Source organism: Halomonas sp. G11 (assembly GCF_001663515.1).
Taxonomy (GTDB): Bacteria; Pseudomonadota; Gammaproteobacteria; order Pseudomonadales; family Halomonadaceae; genus Vreelandella.
The window spans coordinates 120,875-137,234 of sequence record NZ_LYXG01000012.1 but is presented as its reverse complement, the minus strand read 5'-3'; the positions used below and the strand labels follow the sequence as shown (position 1 = coordinate 137,234).

Below are 16,360 nucleotides of genomic sequence, written 5' to 3'. Positions count from 1 at the left end.
TGTCTGAAGGGGTAGCGCCACGGCGTTACCCCTTTTGGGTTCGCCGGTCTTTGATCGCTACAGGAGCAGACTCATGAAACGTCGTCACTTTTTAGGCCTTGCCGGTTTCACGGGACTGGCCGGGGTACTTCCCGGTGTATCGTTTGGTTTTCCAAGGCTCGATCTGGAAGCGGCGCCGGATATTGAACCGCTTGAACTCAGCGAAGCGGAGTGGCGTGAACGGCTTTCCGATAAAGCCTTTGACGTACTGCGCGATCATGGCACTGAACCCGCCTTCTCAAGCCCGCTGGACGATGAGTGGCGGGAAGGCGAGTATCGCTGTGCGGGCTGTGATCTATTGCTGTTTACCAGCGCGATGAAATTCGAATCCGGCACCGGCTGGCCGAGTTTCTTTGAGCATGTTGAGGGCCATCTGCTGACTGAACTTGATTTCAAAATGGTATGGCCGCGTACTGAATACCACTGTGCCCGCTGCGGTGGCCACCAAGGTCACGTGTTCGAGGATGGCCCCGACCCGACGGGGCTACGCTGGTGCAATAACGGCGTGGCGTTACGGTTCGTGGCCGCGTAACGCTGGCAGCCTCTAAAGCCTGAAGCCTTCACCAATATGCTCGGCCAAGCTATCGATAATCGGCGATTGGGTGGATGAGGTGTGCAACAACACGATGGAGGCTTCCGGCAATTCGGGAAACCCGTCCTCTTTACCCAGTATCTGCATCTCGGCGGTTACCAGGCTGCGCATCCAGGCAGAGACTGCCAGCCCTGCTCCCACAACTGCCTGCAGTGTCGCCAGGCTCGGGCTGCTGTAAGCGACGCGATAGGCACGGCCTGCACGGTCCAGCGCATTGCAGGCATGTCGGCGACAAAAGCAGGGCGCTTCAAAGAGCGCAAGCGGTACGGGCGTCTGTAAATGGGTGCTGTGACTTTCGGCCGCGACCCAGACGGTAGGCTCTCGTCTTAGTATTGTGCCAATCTCGTCGCCTATTTCCCGGGTCATGATGATCAGGTCCAGGCTCCCCTGCGGCTGCTGGGAAAGTACGGAGGAGGGCGCACAGTGTACGTCCACATCCACCAACGGCCATGCCTGTGAAAACGTCTTGAGAATGCCCGGCAAAAAGCGCATCACATAGTCATCGGGCACGCCCAGCCTGACGCGGCCCACCATATCGGGTTGGCGAAGCAGTGTCAGCGCCTCGCCCTGCAGCGATAAAATCTTCCGTGCATAGCCGAGCAGGGTGTTGCCCTCGCTGGTCAGCAGTAGCTGGCGGTTCTGGCGCACAAACAGCGGGCGCTGAATCACGTCTTCCTCCAGCCGTTTGATTTGCATGCTCACGGCCGATTGCGTGCGGTTGACGGCCGCTGCGGCGCGGGTAAAGCCCCCTTGATCCACAATGGCAACAAAGGTGCGCAGCAGCTCGTGATCGATGGTCGGTAGTGTTGCCATTGGTATCAATCTTCTTGATGTTGTGCATAAGCACTATTCGTTGGATTGATTTTAGGCGCCGTTCAATACTTCTTTCAACACTTAAATTGCCCTGCTGAGCGTATGGGTGATCTAACCGGAGAGGAGGGATTGAAATGGAATGCTCGCTATCATGCCGCCAAGCCGAACAGAGCCATCAGGCCGATGAATCCAAGCCGCTTGAACAGTGCCAGCAGGGAAAGAATCGTTCTTGCAGGGTAACCTGGCGGGAAAGGCTATACCGCTGGCGCCAGCTGCGCCACGAGCGCAATACGTTACGTTATTTAAGTGACGACATGCTGAAAGATATTGGACTGAATCGTGAGGCTGTTAGGCGCGAATCCCGTCGTCCGTTCTGGGACGACCGCGGGTGGCGTCGTTGATGTCTCGATTCATGCCAGTCAGAGCGGGATTGTGGTACCTTGTAGGCACTAAAAAGTGCTGCATGAGTTAGTTGCCATTTATGGATGTTAATCAGCGAATTATTGCCCGCTTGGCCGACGAGCTGAGCGTTCGCCCCGAACAAGTGGCGGCCACGGTAGAGCTTATTGATGGTGGCGCTACCGTGCCGTTTATCGCCCGTTATCGCAAGGAAGTCACCGGCGCGCTGGACGACAGTCAATTACGCCAACTGGATGAACGCCTACGCTACCTGCGCGAGCTGGAAGAGCGCCGCAGCGCGATTCTGGCGGCTATTGATGAGCAAGGTAAGCTGGACGCGACGCTCAAAGCAGCGATTGATGATGCGCAGACCAAACAGCGTCTGGAAGATTTATACCTGCCGTTCAAGAAAAAACGCCGTACCAAAGCGCAAATTGCCCGTGAAGCCGGTTTAGAGCCGCTGGCGGATGCCCTGCTTGGCGATCCAACGCTCGACCCTGAAAGCGAGGCGGCCGATTATCTGCGCCCGGCAGAGGGCGATATTCCGGCGATTGAAGACGCCAAGGCAGCCCTTGACGGGGCCAAGCAGATTTTGATGGAACGTTTTGCCGAAGACCCCGACCTGATCGGCCAGCTTCGCGAGCGGCTCTGGCAGGAAGGTGAATTAAGTGCCCGGGTGCTGGACGGTAAGCAGCAGGAGGGCGCCAAGTTCGCCGATTATTTCGAGCACGACGAAAAGCTTGCCAAAGTGCCATCGCACCGCGCGCTGGCCATGTTCCGTGGCCGTAACGAGGGCGTGTTGAGCCTCGCCATTCGCCTGCCGGGCGAAGACGAAGCGCCTGTTCACCCTGCCCAGGTGGCGATTGCCAAACACCTCGGCATCAGCGACCAGGGCCGTGCCGCCGATAAATGGCTGGTGGAAGTGGTGCGCTGGACGTGGCGCGTCAAACTCTATACGGCGCTGGAAACCGAACTGCTGGGCCGCCTGCGTGAGACAGCAGAACAAACCGCGATTGACGTCTTTGCGGCCAACCTCAAGGACCTGCTGCTGGCCGCACCGGCAGGGCCGAAAGTCACCCTGGCGATTGACCCGGGCCTGCGAACCGGCTGCAAAGTAGCCGTTGTCGATGCCACCGGTCAGTTTGTCGACCAGGCAACGATTTACCCTCATGCGCCGCAGAAGCGTTGGGACGACGCGCTTGGCGTGCTCGCGAAGCTGGTCAAACAGCACGGCGTTCAATTGATTGCCGTGGGTAACGGTACCGCCAGCCGTGAAACCGACAAGCTGGCAGGAGAGCTGCTCAAGGCGCTGGCGCCTGACCATCGGCTCAGCAAGGTCATGGTCAGCGAGGCGGGAGCTTCGGTTTACTCCGCCTCGGAATACGCTTCCAGAGAGCTCCCGGACCTGGACGTGACGGTGCGCGGCGCTGTGTCGATCGCCCGCCGTTTGCAGGACCCGCTGGCCGAGCTGGTCAAGATCGAGCCCAAGTCGATTGGGGTTGGTCAGTACCAGCACGATGTCTCGCAAATTCAGCTGTCCCGTAGCCTGGAGGCGGTCATCGAGGATTGTGTGAATGCGGTGGGCGTGGATTTGAATACCGCATCGAGCGCGCTGCTGTCGCGAGTGGCCGGGTTGAGCGCTGCCATCGCCGAGAATGTGGTTGCCCAGCGCAACGTCCAGGGAGCCTTCAAAAGCCGTCAGGCGCTCCTCGAGGTCAGTCGTCTTGGCCCCAAGACGTTCGAGCAGTGCGCCGGTTTCTTGCGTATCAGTAACGCCGACAATCCGCTGGATGCCAGTGCCGTTCACCCAGAGGCCTACGTGGTGGTGGAGCGTATGGCGAAGCAAAGCGGCCGCGATGTCAAAGGGCTGATTGGCGATAGCGCCACCCTCAAGTCACTAAATCCCGCCGACTTTGCCGATGAGCGCTTTGGTGTGCCCACGGTGAGCGACATCCTGGCGGAGCTGGATAAACCTGGCCGCGACCCCAGGCCCGAATTCAAGGCCGCCGAGTTCCGCGAAGGGGTCGAAACCCTCAACGACTTATCGCAGGGAATGGTGCTGGAAGGCACGGTCACCAACGTGACCCATTTCGGTGCCTTTGTGGATATCGGCGTTCATCAGGATGGCCTGGTGCATATCTCGGCGCTATCCCACCGCTTTATCGACGATCCGCGCAGTGTGGTCAAAGCCGGTGATATCGTCACTGTCAAAGTCATGAGCGTGGATATTCCGCGCAAGCGGGTAGGGCTCTCCATGCGTCTGGACGATGAGCCGGAACGCGAGCCAAATGACGCTGGCCCTTCCAGGGATAAGGAGCCGCGCAAACCATCGCGCAGCCAGCGGCCGACGAAAAAGGCCAACGAAACGCCCGCAGCGGTAGGCGCCCTGGGAGCGGCCTTGCTGAAAGCCAGGCAGGACAAATAGTCGCGTGGCTTGAAAGTTGAACGGCTGCCGCCATATCCTGCTGTCTATTCTCGATGGGTAGACGTCGGCAATGCCACCTGATTCCACAAAGGCCCGTGCGTGCACGGGCCTTACTGACAAGGAGTGTTCACCTTGCCTGAACCACTCAATGTGCCATTTTCACTAACGGCCACGGTTGACCGCCTGATACCCAGCGCCCGACTGGGTCGGCTCGGTCGCCTGCGCCGCGGGCTCGAAAAAGAAGGCCTGCGGGTCGATGCGCAGGGGCACATTGCGCAAACGCCGCATCCTTATGCATTGGGCTCGAAACTGACTCATCCGCACATCACTACTGACTACTCTGAATCGTTGATCGAGTACATCACGCCGGTGTATTCCGAACCCGGAGAAGCGCTGGCGTTCCTTTCCGATCTGCATACCTTTACCTATCAGCATCTGTCGGATGAGTGGATCTGGCCAGGCAGTATGCCATCGCGCCTATCGGGTAATGACAGTGTGCCGATCGCCGACTACGGCCACTCCAATGTCGGTACCATGAAGCACGTCTATCGCAAGGGACTCGACGTACGCTATGGGCGGATCATGCAGGCTATCGCCGGGGTGCATTACAACGTGTCTCTGCCTGACGATATGTGGCAGGCGCTGCGTGAGCTGGAACAAGCCACCAATGTGCCCTTCAATGATTATCGCTCAACCCGCTATTTCAGCATGATCCGGCATTTCCGACGCCATAGCTGGCTGTTGCTGTACCTATTTGGCGCTTCGCCTGCCGTGGACAAAAGCTTTCTGCCCGATGGCAAGGTGCCAGACAAGCTCAAACCATTGAGCGACGATACCTACTATGCCCCTTACGCGACCACGCTGCGTATGTCGGATCTTGGTTATCAGAACAAGGTGCAATCGCAGTTGAAAATCTGCTTCAACTCGCTGTCCAATTATGTCAATACCCTGCGGCACGCGATTTCCTCACCCTGGCCCGATTATCAAAAAATGGGGGTAAAGGTGGGCGACGACTGGCAGCAGCTCAATGCCAACATTCTGCAGATCGAAAACGAGTACTACAGCGATATTCGCCCCAAGCGGGTCGCCAAGCATAATGAAACGCCCAGCCAGGCGCTTGAAGCCCGCGGTGTCGAGTACATCGAAGTACGCTGTCTGGATTTAAACCCCTTTGATCCGCTGGGCATTGACGAAACGCAAATGCGCTTTGTCGACACCTTCTTGATGTGGTGTCTGCTGAGCGAAAGCCCATGGATTTCGGACGAAGAATGCGACAGGCTCGATGACAATCGCCGCTTTGTGGTGGAGCGGGGGCGTGATCCGGCACTGACGTTGATTCGTGATGGCGAATCGACCACGGTTGCGGCATGGGGTGAGCAGATATTTGCCGAGATGGCAGAGGTAGCGCGACTGCTGGATGCGGTCGAAGAGGGCAAGCCGCATGCGAAGGCATTAGAGGCGTTGGCGCCGCGCCTCAAGGATCCTTCATTGACGCCATCGGCGCAGTTGCTGGCGCAGTTGCAAGCCGGTAATGGGTCACTCAGCGATACGTTATTAAGTCTTGCCCAGGCCCAGGCCGCTGAGTTGAAAGCCAAGCCCATGCTGCGCTCACGTGAGGCGCTCTTGGCCCAGCTAATTGATACCTCCCACCAGCAACAGCACGATATTGAGGCCGATGATCAGGTAAGCTTCGACGATTTTCTGCGTGACTATTTTGCCCATGCACGGGAATCTCGCGCGCTATCTTCACTGACAGCGGAGAAGAAATGATGAAAACGCCGTCCATACGTTCAGCGGCGCTTTTGGGCGTCGTTTTTTGTATTTTCATGATGGCGGTTGCGCTGGGGCTTGAGCATATCGGGGGGTATGAGCCCTGCCCGCTATGCGTGTTTCAGCGCGTCGCGGTGATCGCAACCGGCGTGGTGTTGCTGATAGCCGCGGTCCACGACCCGGCGAGCCGCGGCGGCAAGGTGATCTACGGCGTCTTGGGCCTGCTGACGGCGGGGGCAGGGGCTTTCATTGCCGGTCGCCACGTCTGGCTTCAGTCATTGCCCGCGGATGAAGTGCCTACCTGTGGCCCAGGCCTTGATTACATGATTGATATTCTGCCCATGCAGGAGGTGGTTGCCATGGTGTTGACGGGCTCTGGTGAATGCGCTGAGATCGATTTTAGCTTATTGGGGCTATCGCTACCGGCATGGACACTGATCGGTTTTGCACTGCTGTTGCTCATACCGTTGCGTATGATTGTACTGGCACGCCAGCGTGCCATGCTTTTCAGTTAGTAAGCTTAATCATGGTATGAGGGAAACCATCCCGATGAGGATTGACAGCGCAGAGTGGAAAAGCGAGTCTAGCCTTGTTAACGGCGGCGAAAAGCAAGGAGAGCCCCATGCTCGAAGATTGTAAAAATGCCCAGGAGCGCTGGGGCGGTGTGCACAGCCTGATTGATCGTTGGCTGCAGCAGCGCCGCAATCTACTGATTAGTTTTATCGAGCTGAAAGAGGCTTGCGACACAGAACTCGAAAGCGTCAGCAAGGCGCGCATTGATCATTTCAGTGAATCGCTGATGGATTACATCAGCGCGGGGCATTTCGAGATTTACCCGCAATTGGCTGAAGAAGCGCGTGCTTTCAACGATGAAAGCGCGCTTGATATTGCAGACAAATTGCTTGAGCGGTTGGAAATGTCGACGGAAATGGTGTTGTCGTTTGACACTGACTTTTCTTGCACAACCAGTTGCGAACAGAACATCGCCCGCCTGCCTGCCTGGATTGACCGCCTGGCGCGCGGGTTGACCGAGCGCTTTGCTCTTGAAGACCAGTTGATAGCCCGTCTGCACGCCGCCCACAGTCCCGAAACCTCCAACGCCCCCGCTTGATCTTTACCTTCGTTTACCCCCAATCACCAGCATGCAGGGGGTGAGCAGAAGGGTCAGCGCCGTGGCGAAGGTAAGCCCGCCGGCAATGGCGCTGGACATTTGCGTCCACCACTGGGCGGAAGGGGCATTAAAGCCCAGCGCCGGGGTAAATAAGTCCACATTGATCCCCAGCACCATCGGCATCAGTCCAAGCACTGTGGTGATCGCCGTTAACAGCACCGGGCGCAAGCGCAAGCAGCCCGCTTCCAGGGCGGCTTCAACCGGCGTCATGCCCTGGCCGCGCAGCTCGTTGTAGGTATCGATCAAGACAATATTGTTATTGACCACGATACCCGCCAGGGCAATCACCCCCATCCCCACCATGACAATGCCGAACGCCTGGCCGGTAATCAGCAAGCCCATCAACACCCCCGCGGTGGAGAAGACAATCGCCGACAGCACCAGGCCCGCCTGATAGAAGCTATTGAACTGGGTGACCAGAATCAGCGCCATCAAACCGATAGCAATCAGGAAGGCGCTGGCCAGGAACTGCATTGATTCCTGCTGATCCTCCTGCTCACCGGCTACATTCACCATCAACCCGTCGGGTAGGCTGTCACTGCCAGCTTCTAGCAGAGCGCCCAGACGTTCATCGGCGAGATAACCGGGGGCTAGGTCGGCATCGATGGTAATGGCCCGGCGGCCATTGATGCGGTTCAGCGTGCCGACTTTAGGGGCCGGTTCCAGGGTCACGAAGTGCGAGATAGGTACCTGGCCCCGCTGGGTATTGATGGTCAAGCGCTCGAGCTGATCCAGCGAGCGCCAGTTCTGCGGCAGCCGCACGCGGATATCCACCTCATCGTTCACCTCGGGCGGGCGGTAACTTGCGACCTGAAGGCCGGTGGTGAGCAACTGCACCGCGCTACCAATGGTTGTCACGTCGGTGCCCATTCGCGCCGCGGCTTCCCGATCCACGTTCACCCGCCACTCCACACCGGGCAGGCTGCGGTTATCCTGAATATCGGTAAATCCGCCAAGTTCGCGCATTAATTGGGTTAGTTGGTCAACGCCAGTATCGGCAACGTCAGGGTTGGTGGCGCTTACTTCCAGCACAATGGGTTTGCCGCCGCCGGGTCCCATCTCCTGCTCCTGGAATTCCAGCGTAATACCGGGGATATCCCCGGCTCGCTCGGCCATGTCGTCCAGAATGGCCTGGGCAGGGCGGCGCTCATGCCAGTCAATAAACTGGAACTGCAGCATGCCGATGACGTCGTTGCCCATCTGCTGGTTGGGCACCGCAAAGGAGCGCGCATACAGCGCCCGTACTTCGCTCATGCCGGATAGTCTGGCTTCTACCCGCTGCACGATGGCGTCGGTTTCCTGCGCCGAAAAATCGCCCCGGGCGCGTACCAGCACTTGGGCACTGTCGGGCTCCACATTGGGGAAGAAGTCGACGCCGTGGTTGAAGCGGGCGTAGCCGGTATACAGCAGTGCCATCAACAACAGGGCGATCAACAGCACCCAGGCAGGATGCTTGAGCAGCCTGGCCAGCAGGTGGCGGTAGCCGCGACCGAACGACGTCGTCGCCTCTTCAGGGTCAGGACTGTTAGACGCTGCCGCGGTACGGGTAAACAAACGGCCCAGCGTCGGCAAGAACACCAGCGCCATGGCCAGTGACGCCAAAAGGCACAAGATCACCGTGGCGGGCAGGTACTTCATAAACTGGCCGACCACACCGGGCCAGAATAGCAGGGGAATAAATACCGCGAGGGTGGTGGCCGTGGAGGCGATAACCGGCCAGCTCATCCGTGAAGCGGCGTTAAGCCATGCCTGGTGGGGCGCTTGGCCATCACGCAGGTGGCGGTCGGCCAGCTCGCTGACGACGATGGCACCGTCCACCAGCATGCCCGCCACCAGAATCAGCGCGAATAGCACCACGATATTGAGCGTAAAGCCGAATGCCCACACCAGCAGGATGCCGGTCAAGAAAGCGCCGGGTATGGTAAGACCGACCAGCAAGGCCATACGCCACCCCATCGCTGCCACCACCACAATCAGTACCAGCACCACGGCGGTGAGCACGTTGTTCAAAAGCTCGGAGAGCATGTTCTCGACGGTGGTCGACTCATCCAGAATGGTGGTGAAGCGCAGTTGATCGGGGAGCAGGTCATCGGCTTCGGCTAATGTGTCACGCACCGCGCCAATGGTGGCGATAATATTGGCCCCGGCGCGCTTGGAAATTTCCAGTACGACGGCAGGTTGGCCGTCAATGCGGGCAAAGCCTTCCGGGTCTTTGTAGGTCGGGTTGATCCACGCCACATCCCCAAAGGTGACCACACGGTCCTCATCGACCTTGACCGGCATATTCATGACATCGTCAAGGGACTGAATAATACCGGGGACTTTTAATGCCAGGCGCCCCGCGCCGGTATCCAGGCTGCCTGCTGCTACCAGGCGGTTATTACGCGATACCTGATTGAACAGCGTATCAAAATCAACCCCGTAGCTCTCCAGCACCAATGGGTCGACCACAATCTCCAGCAGGTCTTCCCGCTCACCGGCAATATCGACTTCCAGCACATCGGCAATGCCTTCGATCTCTTCCTGCAAACGTCGGGCGACGGTCATGCGTTCGCGGGTGTCCAGCTGTCCTGAGAGGCCGATGGTCAATACCGGGAACTCTGATACATTGACTTCCATTACCCGAGGCTCATCGGCCTCGTCGGGCAGCTCGCTACGGGCAATATCCACTCGGTCGCGGACGTCGGTCAGCGCGGTGTCGGGGTCAAAGCCGGGGTCGAACTCCAGCGTAATCGAGCCATGGCCTTCACTGGATTGAGCGGTGAACTTGCGCAGTCCCTCGATGCCGCGCAGTTCCTGCTCCATGGGACGAATCAGCAGCCGCTCGCCGTCCTCGGGGCTTACGCCCTCCAGCGACAGCGAGACGTAAATCATCGGAATGGTGACGTCGGGGTTGGCTTCCTTGGGGATCACCTGCCAGGCCGTAATACCTGCCAGTAGCAAGCTCACTAACAGCAGAAGCGTTGTACGGCTGTGGGCTAGCGCGGCATCAATCAACTGGCGCATGAACGCTATCCTGGCCAGTGGATGGTTGTGAAATAGTGGCTTCTTCCGTTGCTACCGGGGTGACCGTTTCGCCAACGTCGACCATGCCTGCGCCCAGCGTAATCAAGCGTAGCGGGTCGGGCAGGCCGGTCACGTAGGCGCGCCGGGTGTCAGCACTGACCAGTTCCACGGTGGTCTGCTGTACCTGGTCGTTGTCATCCAGGTGCTTGACCGCCAGTTGGCCTTCGCTATTCAAGCTCAACAGCGCGGGGGAGAGGGTATGCACCTGACGGGGTGGCAGGGTGATGGTCAACTCAGCGCTGGCGCCCGCAAGGCGCTTACCGGCCGGGTTATCCAGTGTGGCTTCGACGTAGAAACTGCGTGTGGCCTCTTCGGCGCGATGGCTGATAAAAGTCAGTTCGCCCTCCAGATGGTCGCCGTTCAGCAGCCGGGCGGTGACCGGCAGCCCCACGCTCAAATCGCCCACCTGCTGTTGAGAGACCCAGGCAGCGCCTTTCAAGCGGCGATCATCAACCAGTTGGCCCCACTCTTCGCCGGGCTGGAGCAAGTCACCCAGTTCCACCTCTACGCGGTTAAGCACGCCGTCAAAAGGGGCGGTGGGTCGGCTGTCATCCAACTGCTTCTGCAGCTGCGCCACCGAGGCGGCGCTGGCGCTCAGCGCGCTCTGCAGGCGTAATAGTTCGGGTCGGGAGATCAACTCCCGCTCACGCAGATTGCGGGCACCGGCATATTCCGCCTCTGCAACGGCCAGCTCATCACGGGCCTGCTGCAGTTGCTCGGGCAAGGCGTCGTTCTCCAGCACTAACAGTGTATCGCCCGCCTCAACGCGGCTCCCCTGGGCCATCGGCTTGTCGGTCACAAAGCCCGCTATATTGGCACGCAGGGTGGTTTCGCGCTGAGCTGTCAGTTGGCCCTGGATAACTTGCTCGGGGATAAAGGCGATGCTGTGTTGCTCAACCACCTCGACCCTCGGGCCTTCGTCCTGGCGATCAGGGGCATCCGGGGGCGCGTTTTGAAAGCCCTGGAAGTTACCCAAGGCGAGCCATATCACCAGTGCCAGCACAAGCAGGCTGGCGAGGGCGTAAGAGAACGGGATTCTTCGCATGGGGCGTCCATGTCCTTGGCAACACGAGAAAGTTAGCAGTAAAACGTTGACACCATAGCGCAACTGAACCGGTTCGGCGAGTCGCAGGTGGCTGTGTGGATGACCAGCATGCCAAATGGGGACTAGTCGCATGTCTGATTGAGTTTTTGCCTAACTGGGCATACCATCTTTGCGTCTTGAGTTCTGTCGACCCACCCTCAGGCGAACCAACCAAGGAGCAATGATGAAAGATCCAGTACGTATTGCGATTACCGGCGGTGCCGGTCAGATTAGCTACTCTCTTATTTTCCGCATCGCCGCTGGCGACATGCTGGGGCCGGATCAGCCTGTCATTCTCCAGCTGCTGGAAATTCCCCAGGCAATGGACGCCCTGAACGGGGTGGTAATGGAAGTCAACGACTGTGCCTTCCCGCTCGTTCAAGATATTGTCGCCACCGATGATCCGAATGTTGCGTTCAAAGATGCAGATTTTGCGCTGCTGGTCGGCGCACGTCCGCGTGGCCCGGGCATGGAGCGTAAGGATCTGCTGGAAGCCAACGCGGCGATCTTCTCCGTTCAAGGCAAGGCGCTGAATGACCACGCCAGCCGTGATGTGAAAGTGCTGGTCGTCGGTAACCCGGCCAACACCAACGCGCTGATTGCTTCCTGCAACGCGCCGGATCTGGACATGGGTCAGTTCACCGCCATGACGCGCCTGGATCACAATCGTGCCCTGACGCAACTGGCACAGAAAACCGGCAAGCACGTCACTGATGTTGAAGACCTGATCATCTGGGGCAACCACAGTGCGACGCAGTACCCTGATCTGGCCCAGTGCAAAGTCGACGGCAAAGCGGCGTTCGATCTGGTCGAGCGCGACTGGTACGAAAACGACTTTATCCCCACCGTGCAGCAGCGCGGCGCGGCGATCATCAAAGCACGTGGCGCCTCTTCTGCGGCCTCTGCTGCCTCTTCGGCCATCGACCATATGCACGATTGGGCGCTGGGCTCCAAAGGCATCGTCAGCATGGCGATTCCATCTGACGGCAGCTACGGCATCGAAGAAGGCATCATCTACTCCTACCCGGTACGTTGCCAGGGCGGCAAGTATGAAATCGTTCAAGGCTTCGAAATTGACGAATTCAGCCAAGAGAAGATGAAGGCTACCGAAAAAGAGCTGCGCGAAGAGCGTGCGGCCGTCGAGCACCTGCTCGGCTGATCGGAGAAGCATTAAACGTAAGAGAGCCCCGCAGACTTCGGTCTGGGGGCTCTTCTTGGTCGGTATCTTCAGCGATCCTGGCTGTTCTTCCTTCTTCCTTCTTCCTTCTTCCAGGCGCGAAGCGCCGCACTTCAAGCTTCCAGCTTTGGTTACCAGTCCCGCAAACTCATGATCCGCCATTGGCGCTGTTCGGCGACTTGGCGCAGGGTGTCGTCAGGGTCGACGGCCACCGGGTTTTCGACTTTCTCCAGTAGCGGCAGGTCATTGTGGGAGTCGCTGTAGAACCATGCGCCTTCCATGGTCATTTGCTGTTCTTCCAGCCATTGCTCCAGGCGGGTGACTTTGCCTTCGCGGTAGCTGGGCACACCCTGCACGCGGCCGGTGTAGTGACCGTCGACGCATTCGGGCTCAACGGCAATCAGATGTTCTACGCCCAGGCGCTTGGCAATCGGCCCGGTAATAAACCGGTTGGTGGCGGTAATGATCAGCAGGGTATCGCCCATGGTACGGTGGCGGGCCAGCAATTCTTCAGCTTTCGGCAGAATATGGGGCTCGATTTTGCTGGCCATGAACTGCTGATGCCAAGCGGCCAACTGCTCTGGCGTGTTGTCGGCAAGCGGCTTCAGCGCGACGGCTAGAAAGTCGGCCATGTCGAGGGTGCCCGCTTGGTAATCGGCCATAAAGCGGTCATTGGCTTCCCGGTAGGCAACGGGGTCTACCGCCCCCTGTTCAAGCAGGAACTCTCCCCAGGCATGATCGCTATCGATGGATAGCAAGGTATTATCCAAATCGAAAATGGCCAGACTCACGGCGCTCCCCTTATGCTTGATGATGGTCGTTTACAGCCAGACGTAAAGCGCCGGATTATCGCAGAGTCGCTGTTGCTTTGACACCGACACACCGCGCTGCGTTAGTAACTTGACGCTATATTGTATTGATACGCTTGTTGTCCTTGTGGAAAAATGGGCATAGTTCAAAATTTATAAGGTGATGTCCGTGATCGACGCTGACGGCTTTCGCCCCAATGTTGGCATTATTATCGCCAACCGCCAGGGGCAGCTGCTATGGGCGCGTCGTGTAGGACAGAATGCGTGGCAGTTTCCCCAGGGAGGCATCAAATCAAGCGAGACGCCGCAAGAAGCTCTTTTTCGTGAACTTCACGAAGAAATTGGCCTGACCGCCAATGACGTTGATATTGTCGCCTGCACCCGGGGCTGGCTGCGCTATCGTCTGCCACGACGCATGATTCGCACACATTCGCGGCCAGTTTGTATTGGCCAGAAGCAGAAGTGGTTTTTACTCCAGATTCGCTGCGAGGACAGCCGTATCTGCATGACGGCGACGCCCAAGCCTGAATTTGACGGGTGGAGATGGGTAAGTTACTGGTACCCTCTTGGTCAGGTCGTGCCGTTCAAGCGTGAAGTGTATCGACGTGCACTCCGCGAGCTATCGCCCCGCGTTCAACGCTTGGCATTAATAGACGGGTGAACCGTCGCCCTGCAACCGGGCAGCGGTTGATGGCCAAGAAATTCCTCAGCGAGGCAAATAACAGTGAAAAGTAAAACGTCCATGCTTGAGGTTCTGCGCCGCGTTATTCAGGAAGTGAATGGCGCGCGCAACCTGGATGCTGCATTGGCCACCATGGTGCGACGCATTCGCAAAGCGATGCAAACCGATGTGTGCTCTTTTTATCTTTACGATAAAGAGCTTGAATCACTGGTGCTCATGGAAACCATCGGCTTACGCACCCAGGCCGTCGGGCAGGTGGTACTTCCGTTAGGCGAAGGTCTGGTGGGGCTCGTCGCCAAGCGTAGTGAGCCGCTTAATTTGGAAGATGCCCAATCCCATCCCCACTTTCGCTATTTTGAGGCGACCGGCGAGGAGCGTTATTCGAGCTTCCTCGGTGTGCCCATTATCCACCAGCGTCTCATGCTGGGCGTGCTGGTCGTGCAACAAGCCGAGCAGCGTCAGTACGATGATGAGGACGAAGCCTTCCTGGTGACCATGGCGGCACAGCTCGCGGGTGTGCTGGCACACGCGCTGGCCACGGGCAATTTAAACCGCCGTGCCTTGCCCAGTGGGCAGACCATGTTCAAGGGCGTGGCCGCATCGCCTGGGATGGCGATGGGTGAAGCCGTGGTGATCACACCGCCGTCGGATCTCAACAGCGTGCCTGACCTGGTCCCCAGTGATGAGGATTTCGAAGTTGCGCGGCTGAAGGAAGCCATTGGCAAAACGCGCGCTGAAATCCGGGCGGCGGCCGAGCGGCTGGTCAACCGTATTTCGACTCAGGAGTTGGCGCTGTTCGACGTCTACCAACAAATGCTGGGTGAGGCGGCGCTATCGGAGGAAGTTGAGAAACGTATTCGCGAAGGGCAGTGGGCGCCTGGTGCCCTGGCCGACGTGGTGCGTCGCCATGTGCAATATCTCGAGCGCGTGGATGATAATTACCTGCGCGAGCGGGCGGCGGATATTCGCGACCTGGGGCGTCGCGTACTGGCCCACCTGCAGGAAGATTCCCCCTCGACTCCCGAGACTTATCCCGACAATGCCATTCTGGTCGGGGATGAAATCAGCGTGGCGATGCTGGGTGAGGTGCCCCGCGATAAATTGAAAGGGCTGGTTTCGGTGCGCGGCTCCAGCACCTCCCACGTGGCGATCGTCGCCCGCGCCATGGGCATTCCCACGGTGCTTGGCATGGTGGATCTGCCGCTGCCACGCCTGTCGGGAGCGCCAGTCGTGCTTGACGGCCACCGGGGGCGGTTGTTCGTCAGGCCTGCCCCTGAGCTGAAAGCCCGCTATGAAAGCCTGATTGCCGAAGAAGAAGCCTTAAGCGAGCTGTTGTCGCACGAACAGGACCTGCCCAGCGAGACACCCGACGGCCATGACATGCCGCTGATGGTGAATACGGGGCTTGCGGTCGATGCCGCCGCCTTGCTTAAAAGTCGCATCAGCGGCGTAGGGCTCTACCGTACCGAAGTGCCGTTCATGATTACCGAGCGCTTCCCCGGCGAGAAAGAACAGACGCGACTCTACCGTGATCAGTTGGAAAGCTTCTCGCCGTTACCGGTGGTCATGCGCACGCTGGATATCGGCGGCGACAAAGACCTGCCGTATTTCCCGATCGAGGAAGCCAACCCCTTCCTGGGCTGGCGCGGTATGCGCGTGACCCTGGACCACCCGGAAGTCTTGATGGTTCAGCTGCGGGCGATGCTTAAAGCGTCCAAAGAACTCGATAACCTCTACGTGCTTTTCCCGATGATTACCAACGTCGAGGAAGTGGATGAGGCTTTGCGATTGCTGGATCGTGCCATCCTGGAGCTGGGCGAGGAGGGTATCGACGTAGAGCGCCCCAAGGTGGGGGTCATGATCGAGGTGCCGGCCACTATCTATCAAATGGATGCACTGGCCAAGCGGGTAGACTTCTTCTCGGTGGGCAGTAATGACCTGACCCAATACCTTCTCGCGGTAGACCGGAACAACCCGCGCGTTTCCAGCCTCTATGATGCACTGCATCCGGCACTGCTGGGGGCGTTGCAGGAGTTGTCGCAGGATGCACGTCGGCTCAAAAAGCCCATTTCGTTATGCGGTGAGCTGGCTGGTGATCCGGCGGGGGCACTGTTGCTGATGGCGATGGGATTCACCAGTCTTTCCATGAACGCTCCCAGCCTGCCCAAGGTGCGCGCGGCGATCCGCCGTGTCTCTTTGAAGGATGCCCAGCAGTTGCTGTCGGAAGTCATGCTGCTGGATACGCCTGCCCAGGTACATATGCACCTGGATAAACGAATGGATGACTGGCAGCTCTCGCATTTGCTTCCCCCGCGTGACTGAATACTTTAATC

13 protein-coding genes are annotated in these 16,360 nt (G+C 58.6%); 9 read left to right on the top strand and 4 right to left on the bottom strand.

What is annotated here, in order from left to right; all coding sequences use genetic code 11:
• Window positions 1-73: 73 nt before the first annotated feature.
• Entirely contained in the window at window positions 74-571 is a 498-nt protein-coding gene (gene msrB, locus ADS46_RS06580) for a peptide-methionine (R)-S-oxide reductase MsrB (RefSeq protein ID WP_066317897.1), read from the top strand.
• A 12-nt stretch (window positions 572-583) separates the two neighbouring features.
• Here the strand turns inward: msrB and ADS46_RS06575 are convergent, their stop codons facing one another.
• Window positions 584-1,444, bottom strand: a complete 861-nt coding sequence (locus ADS46_RS06575; RefSeq protein ID WP_066317895.1) for a LysR substrate-binding domain-containing protein — start codon at window positions 1,442-1,444, stop codon at window positions 584-586.
• 134 nt (window positions 1,445-1,578) lie between these two features.
• On the opposite strand from ADS46_RS06575, the gene ADS46_RS06570 reads away from it, so the two are divergent.
• The 5 genes from ADS46_RS06570 (at window position 1,579) to ADS46_RS06550 (ending at window position 7,149) form a co-directional block, all read left to right on the top strand.
• A complete protein-coding gene (locus tag ADS46_RS06570) occupies window positions 1,579-1,845 on the top strand; it encodes a DUF1127 domain-containing protein (RefSeq protein ID WP_066317892.1) in 267 nt (88 codons plus the stop codon).
• Between the two features lie 80 nt (window positions 1,846-1,925).
• Window positions 1,926-4,268, top strand: coding sequence for a Tex family protein (locus ADS46_RS06565; RefSeq protein ID WP_066317890.1), 2,343 nt, complete (start codon window positions 1,926-1,928; stop codon window positions 4,266-4,268).
• A 132-nt stretch (window positions 4,269-4,400) separates the two neighbouring features.
• Window positions 4,401-6,038 carry a glutamate--cysteine ligase gene (gshA, locus tag ADS46_RS06560; protein ID WP_066317887.1) on the top strand — a complete coding sequence of 546 codons (1,638 nt, stop codon included), beginning with the start codon at window positions 4,401-4,403 and terminating at the stop codon, window positions 6,036-6,038.
• Window positions 6,038-6,553: a disulfide bond formation protein B gene (locus tag ADS46_RS06555; protein ID WP_066318173.1), complete on the top strand. Its 516-nt coding sequence runs from the start codon at window positions 6,038-6,040 to the stop codon at window positions 6,551-6,553. The genes gshA and ADS46_RS06555 overlap by 1 nt, the downstream gene beginning before the upstream one ends.
• Window positions 6,554-6,660: 107 nt before the next feature.
• The gene (locus ADS46_RS06550; protein WP_066317885.1) at window positions 6,661-7,149 is read left to right on the top strand and encodes an Rsd/AlgQ family anti-sigma factor; all 489 of its coding nucleotides are present in this window, start codon (window positions 6,661-6,663) and stop codon (window positions 7,147-7,149) included.
• Window positions 7,150-7,152: 3 nt separating this feature from the next.
• Here ADS46_RS06550 and ADS46_RS06545 read toward each other — a convergent pair whose 3' ends face one another.
• Window positions 7,153-10,215, bottom strand: a complete 3,063-nt coding sequence (locus tag ADS46_RS06545; RefSeq protein ID WP_066317883.1) for an efflux RND transporter permease subunit — start codon at window positions 10,213-10,215, stop codon at window positions 7,153-7,155.
• Window positions 10,199-11,320 carry an efflux RND transporter periplasmic adaptor subunit gene (locus ADS46_RS06540; RefSeq protein WP_066317877.1) on the bottom strand — a complete coding sequence of 374 codons (1,122 nt, stop codon included), beginning with the start codon at window positions 11,318-11,320 and terminating at the stop codon, window positions 10,199-10,201. The genes ADS46_RS06545 and ADS46_RS06540 overlap by 17 nt, the downstream gene beginning before the upstream one ends.
• A 223-nt stretch (window positions 11,321-11,543) precedes the next feature.
• Between ADS46_RS06540 and ADS46_RS06535 the strand changes: the two genes are divergently transcribed.
• Window positions 11,544-12,518 (top strand): malate dehydrogenase, encoded by a 975-nt coding sequence (locus ADS46_RS06535; RefSeq protein WP_066317870.1) that lies wholly within the window; start codon window positions 11,544-11,546, stop codon window positions 12,516-12,518.
• 149 nt (window positions 12,519-12,667) lie between these two features.
• Here ADS46_RS06535 and ADS46_RS06530 read toward each other — a convergent pair whose 3' ends face one another.
• On the bottom strand, window positions 12,668-13,327 hold the full coding sequence (locus ADS46_RS06530; RefSeq protein WP_066317868.1) for an HAD family hydrolase: 660 nt from the start codon (window positions 13,325-13,327) through the stop codon (window positions 12,668-12,670).
• 187 nt (window positions 13,328-13,514) lie between these two features.
• On the opposite strand from ADS46_RS06530, the gene ADS46_RS06525 reads away from it, so the two are divergent.
• Together ADS46_RS06525 and ptsP are read left to right on the top strand one after the other, a co-directional pair.
• Window positions 13,515-14,006, top strand: coding sequence for an RNA pyrophosphohydrolase (locus tag ADS46_RS06525; protein ID WP_066317867.1), 492 nt, complete (start codon window positions 13,515-13,517; stop codon window positions 14,004-14,006).
• A gap of 81 nt (window positions 14,007-14,087) precedes the next feature.
• Complete coding sequence (gene ptsP / locus ADS46_RS06520) at window positions 14,088-16,349, top strand: phosphoenolpyruvate--protein phosphotransferase (protein ID WP_066317866.1); 2,262 nt, start codon at window positions 14,088-14,090, stop codon at window positions 16,347-16,349.
• Window positions 16,350-16,360 lie beyond the last annotated feature (11 nt).